Origin of the sequence: Acinetobacter sp. WC-141, from assembly GCF_000313935.1 — a bacterium.
Classification (GTDB): domain Bacteria; phylum Pseudomonadota; class Gammaproteobacteria; order Pseudomonadales; family Moraxellaceae; genus Acinetobacter.
The window spans coordinates 1-5,481 of sequence record NZ_AMSS01000082.1; the positions used below are offsets into that span (position 1 = coordinate 1).

Here is a 5,481-nt window from a genome sequence, read left to right on the forward strand (position 1 = left end):
CAAAGTTAAGATGATGGTATGACAATTTTATATACTCCATAAACCCTTTAAATTAATTAGGTGGTTTATGTCGCACTTCAAGTTTTACTCTGCCCACCTTTAAATCATCAATATCGTGGTAGCCATGTCAGTTATAGACATGAGTTTGGCTATGAAATTATTCAGGCGCTTATTGCTCGAGGTGTAATTGGTGATTATCGAGAGCCAGAAGTATTACGTTTTGGGATTACTCCTCTATACCTCGGTTTTGAAGATATATGGAATGCCGTACAGCATCTTAAGCAGATTATGCTGAATAGCGAATGGAAAAATGAGCGTTATCTGGTTAGAGGCGAAGTGACCTGATATTTAGTGGTCACTATCAGAAAAATGGCTAGGAGGGCCTATGAGCAGTTTTGACGAAATACAAAATAGAGAAGCAGGTTTACATAAGAAATTATCTGCAAAGCAAATGGGAATGATTGCAATTGGTGGAGCGATTGGTACAGGGCTGTTCATGGGTAGCAAGTTTGCAATTAGCTTTGCTGGCCCTGCTGTTATTGTGAGTTACGCGATTGGTGGCTTAATTGCGTTTGCTATTATGGCTTGTTTGGCTGAGATGACAGTTCAGCATCCGACGTCGGGTTCCTTCGGAGCATATGCTGAGCATTATGTGAGTCCACTGGCGGGTTTTTTAGTCCGTTATTGTTATTGGGCATGCATTGTATTAGCTGTTGGTACAGAAATTACAGCAGTTGCTGACTATATGAAATTATGGTTTCCACATGTGGGCTCTTGGATCTGGATCGCTTTTTTCTCGATAACTTTGCTTGTAGTAAATGCCTATAGTGTTAAAGCTTTTGGGTTGGTTGAATATTGGTTTTCAACGATCAAAGTCTTTGCGATTATTGTATTTATTCTTTTAGCAATTGGCATTTTGACTCAAAGTCATGGAGGAACAGAACAGGTTCTCTCTAATTTAACCGAGCATGGTGGCTTTTTTCCGCATGGTTTTAGTGGTGTCTGGATTGGGGTAATCATTTCAATATTTAGTTATTTAAGTATCGAAATGATCGCTGTTGCGGCAGGTGAGGCTAAAGATCCGGAAAGAGCCGTTAAGAAAGCTTTTAAAAGTACTGCAATTCGCTTAATCCTATTTTATTTACTGTCTCTATTTCTTATTGTGGCACTTGTTCCTTGGACAACTTTAATTGGTGCGGATGCGACTAGCCCTTTTGTGATGGTGATGAAAATTGTCGGCATTCCCTATGCAGATAGTATTTTAAATTTTATTGTAATTGTTGCGGCTTTATCAGCCATGAATAGTATGCTCTATATCTCAACGCGTATGCTATTTAGCTTATCACGAGCAGGTGATGCACCAAAACTATTTGGTCGTATTAGTCGTAATGGTGTACCAGTTAATGCGTTGTTATTGTCAGCGGTCGGCATTGGCATTGCGAGTATTATCTATACAATTAATCCAGCTTCTGCTTTTCCTATCATGATTGCTCTTTCTATGTTTGGAGCATTATTTACTTGGGGAAGTATTTTTGTTACCCATATGTTTTTTAGAAAAAATATGGCACAACAGGGGCTAGTATTAAAGTTTAAAGTACCAGCAAGTCGGTTAATTTCTTTGTTGGGATTAATCGCGATTTTAAGTATTACGATTACGACTTGGTTTACTAATGAGTTTAAGTCGACTTTACAATTTGGAATCCCATTAGTTGTTGTTCTTACATTTTTCTATTATTTAAAACGCTCGTCAGCCAAGCTTACTTTAAATGCTCATGAGAAACCATTGAAGTGAGAAGCGTATGAGACCATATGACAATGCTAGTACCGTGGCGAATGAACATGAAATATTGGCAGAATTTCAAAGCAGAAGCATGGCGGTCTACCAAACATGTACTCATATTAGAGATATCCAATATGGCAAACAACCAAGGTCAACCTTAGACTTATTTCCTTTAGAGAAAGCTAAGAAGACTGTTATTTTTATTCATGGGGGGTATTGGCAATGGTGCGATAAATCTGATTTTGCATTTGTCGTGCCGCATGTTCTCTCAAAAGGAGTGCAATGCATTTTTTTAGAATATGATCTGGCTCCCCAAAGCAAAATTTCGGATATTGCTTCTCAAGTTTATCAAGCTCTCGATTTTATTCGAGAACAAGACTGGAGAACCGATGAGATGGTTTTGGTTGGGCATTCAGCAGGAGCGCATCTTGCTGCCTTGTCAGTAGGCCATCCACTCATATCTGAGATGGTGTTGTTAAGCGGAATTTATGATTTAGAACCTATACGCAGGACTCATTTAAATCATGCACTTAATCTGTCAAATGAAGATATTTTAAAATATAGTCCTATTTACTACACCAAGCGGATTGCTATTCCATGTTCAATTTTATGTGGTGAACTTGAACTCGAAGAGTTGAAATGGCAAAGCCAAAATTATTTTGAAATTAAAAAAGGACAAGAACCGGATTTTGTTTCTTTTAAGCTTATTCCAGAGATTAATCATTATTCTATTTTAGAGCACTATTTTAAGTCTATATTGTTTTAAGTATTTGAATTGAAATATAATTATATAAGAGAGTTAAGCTGAAATTAATTGGGAGATAAATGTGAAATAAATCACAACTCAACCTGTTTTTTATAGAAATTATTTGTTTTTATTGACCTGGCTGACAAAGTTAATTAGATTAAAAAGATAGTGCTTTCTCACTAAGCGGCAAAATGTTTAGCTGTTGTTTAGTTGAGTTTCAAGTCCGTAGCTTCCCAAGATACGGACTTTTTTATTTAAATTTTTATGATTTCTTCTCTTTTAATATAAATGTATGAAAACAATTACATAAGAAATATTAATAATTTGATGGATATATTAATTAAGGAAATAACTGAATTAAAATTTAAAATCAAATATATTTTATTAATTTTAATAATTTTTAAAATGAAATTTTAACCTTCATCAATCTGTCATAAATTTTAATTAAATTAAAATATGAAAATAAAAGCTAGCATGAGTAATTAAATAATATATAGTATTTTTAATTATTTGGGATGAGTTGATTTATTAGGGTTGGTTTTTTTATTAATAAAGGAACCTTTATGAAGGTACAATATTTTGAAGGTGGGATGTATGAGCATATGTGTCCGGCTTGTGGGCATCTTCACTATATTCCGGTAGAGCATCCTTTTTCTAATGGATGTCAGTGGTCCTTTAACGGTAGCCTTGAAAAACCAACATTTAATCCAGATATAAGTATTATTGGGCGCTGTCATTATTTTATAAAAGAAGGTTTTATTGAGTACGCTTTTAATTGTAAACATCATTTGGCGGGGCATAAGTTAGAATTACCTGAACTAAAAAACAAAACTAATTTATAATACTTGTTTTTATATTTTTATTTAATCATTCATGTTTTTTTGAGCTTTATTTATTTACTGGGATTTATGAGTAATATATTTTTACGTATTTCATACTGAACTTTTATAGTTAAAAGGTTTGTAAATCTCTTCTGATTGCAGCTTAAATAGAATATTGAAATAATTTTTATAACTAATTTTTTTCGTTATATATGTATGGATATCTGGAAATTTTTGCGAAGTTTTAACACAGTGGGTACTTATCTTGCAATTTCGTCTTTTATATTATTGGTAATGATTATATATTTTTATATTGTGAATCCTGCTTGAAATCTTACCTTAAAGAATAATTAATTTTTAAACCTAGCTCTATATTTTTTGAATTAGTTCACATTTCCGATTAAAAAAAGATACTAGCGTTGTATAAAATAAAATTTTATGAAAATATGATTTAGTTTTGATGGAGGGGAGGCAAAGAAAAATTTCTTTCCAAAAAAGTTTAATTCTTAAATATAACGACAGTACAGATCATAACAACGATGTATGAATAAAAAGATATGGAGATTTTTCATGAAGTTTTGCCAAATAACGGCTGCTTTCTTAACAATGGCCGCCGTCAATCTAGTCCATGCAGCACCAAATACAACAAGTTCTCTTCTAGATTCTTCTCAAGCAAAAGGAATTATTAAAAACCAATATATTGTTATTCTCAATAAAGATGTTGGTCCTCCTAATGATCTGGCCCACAGTATTGCTAAGCAGCATGGCGGTAAGGTGTTACAAACCTATGATACCGTACTTAAAGGATTTGCGGTTTATCTGCCTGATGCAGCAGGTGCCGCTTTTGTCGAGGCAATGAAAAAGAATCCTAAGGTACTTTCAGTGGAAAATGACACAGTCATGAAAATTGATGCGACTACCCAAAGCAACCCAGATTGGGGGCTAGATCGTATTGACCAAAAAGCCTTACCTTTAAATTCTGCTTATTCCTACTTACAGACAGGTACTGGGACAACGGCTTATATTGTTGATACAGGAATATTGTCTACGCATCAACAGTTCTCTGGACGGGTATCAAGTGGTTATACCGCAATATCTGATGGAAACGGCACAACGGATTGTAATGGCCATGGTACCCATGTGGCAGGAACAGTAGGTGGTAGTACTTATGGTGTGGCTAAAAATGTAAGCTTGGTTCCAATTCGAATTTTAGGATGCGATGGGTCTGGCGCTTCAAGTAATGTGATTGCGGGTTTAGATTGGATATTAAAAAATGGTAAAAAACCAGCTGTAGTGAATATGTCATTAGGAGGGGATGCAAGTACCTCTTTAGACAGCGCAGTTGAAAATTTATTTAATAATGGTTATGTCATGGTTGTAGCTGCAGGTAATTCAAATGCAGATGCATGTAATTCTTCTCCAGCAAGAGTAAGTAAGGCAATTACGGTTGCTGCTACAGATAATACTGATACGCGTGCAAGCTATTCTAATTATGGAAGCTGTGTTGATATTGATGTGTGCTGAAAAAACAGGAGGTTTTAACTTGGTAAACTAAACACACTCATCAGGAGTTTACCATGAGCAAGAAACACAAGACTTACACCACAGAATTTAAAGCTGAAGCCATCAAATTAATTGAAGCCAATCAAGGCAATGTCTCGGAAACAGCCAGACAACTTAGCATTTCAATGCAAACTCTTTCAAATTGGAATACCAAAGCAAAGGCTGGAACTTTAGCAGGTACAAAACAGTATTCACCTGATCTAAACGCTCTACTCGAAGAAAATAAAAAACTCAAACAACAGCTCAAAATAGCTGAAATGGAACGTGAATTTTTAAAAAAGGCAGCAGCGTACTTTGCCAAAGAAAGTCAGTAAGGTACGCCTATATGAAACAAAAAAGATATTCTTTTCCAATTACCTTAATGGCTCGATTACTTCATGTTTCAGTTTCATGTTTTTATGATTGGCTCAAGAGAGGCGTGAGCAAAAGAACGATTCAACGAAATCAACAGACGATATTGGTGAAAATAGCCCATGAGGAGACAAAGCAGAGCTATGGTTATATTCGATTAACCAAATACTTACAAGCTCAGGGTATAAAAATGAGTATGTACGCTGTACGTCAGATAA

Annotated in this window: 4 protein-coding genes and 3 pseudogenes; all 7 read left to right on the forward strand. The window is 34.9% G+C overall.

Features of this window, described 5'->3' with window-relative positions:
- Window positions 1–87 precede the first annotated feature (87 nt).
- Window positions 88–345, forward strand: a pseudogene (locus ACINWC141_RS15710) (kynureninase/PvdN C-terminal domain-containing protein); the annotation flags it as partial.
- A gap of 40 nt (window positions 346–385) precedes the next feature.
- A complete protein-coding gene (locus ACINWC141_RS15715; RefSeq protein WP_009392823.1) occupies window positions 386–1,792 on the forward strand; it encodes an amino acid permease in 1,407 nt (468 codons plus the stop codon).
- Window positions 1,793–1,799: 7 nt separating this feature from the next.
- Window positions 1,800–2,546 (forward strand): alpha/beta hydrolase, encoded by a 747-nt coding sequence (locus tag ACINWC141_RS15720; RefSeq protein WP_034678910.1) that lies wholly within the window; start codon window positions 1,800–1,802, stop codon window positions 2,544–2,546.
- Between the two features lie 545 nt (window positions 2,547–3,091).
- Window positions 3,092–3,370: a ubiquitination-like system serine protease family protein gene (locus ACINWC141_RS15725; RefSeq protein ID WP_009392822.1), complete on the forward strand. Its 279-nt coding sequence runs from the start codon at window positions 3,092–3,094 to the stop codon at window positions 3,368–3,370.
- A 195-nt stretch (window positions 3,371–3,565) separates the two neighbouring features.
- On the forward strand, window positions 3,566–3,679 hold the full coding sequence (locus tag ACINWC141_RS20545) for a hypothetical protein (RefSeq protein ID WP_249364766.1): 114 nt from the start codon (window positions 3,566–3,568) through the stop codon (window positions 3,677–3,679).
- A 240-nt stretch (window positions 3,680–3,919) separates the two neighbouring features.
- Window positions 3,920–4,861: pseudogene (locus ACINWC141_RS15730) on the forward strand (S8 family peptidase); the annotation flags it as partial.
- A gap of 65 nt (window positions 4,862–4,926) precedes the next feature.
- A pseudogene (locus ACINWC141_RS19845) lies at window positions 4,927–5,481 on the forward strand (IS3-like element ISAba22 family transposase); the annotation flags it as partial.

Bases quoted from the DNA above. Each gene is read 5' to 3' on its own strand.
- ACINWC141_RS15715 (WP_009392823.1), top strand. From the start codon at position 386: ATGAGCAGTTTTGACGAAATACAAAATAGAGAAGCAGGTTTACATAAG.
- ACINWC141_RS15720 (WP_034678910.1), top strand. From the start codon at position 1,800: ATGAGACCATATGACAATGCTAGTACCGTGGCGAATGAACATGAAATA.
- ACINWC141_RS15725 (WP_009392822.1), top strand. From the start codon at position 3,092: ATGAAGGTACAATATTTTGAAGGTGGGATGTATGAGCATATGTGTCCG.
- ACINWC141_RS20545 (WP_249364766.1), top strand. From the start codon at position 3,566: ATGGATATCTGGAAATTTTTGCGAAGTTTTAACACAGTGGGTACTTAT.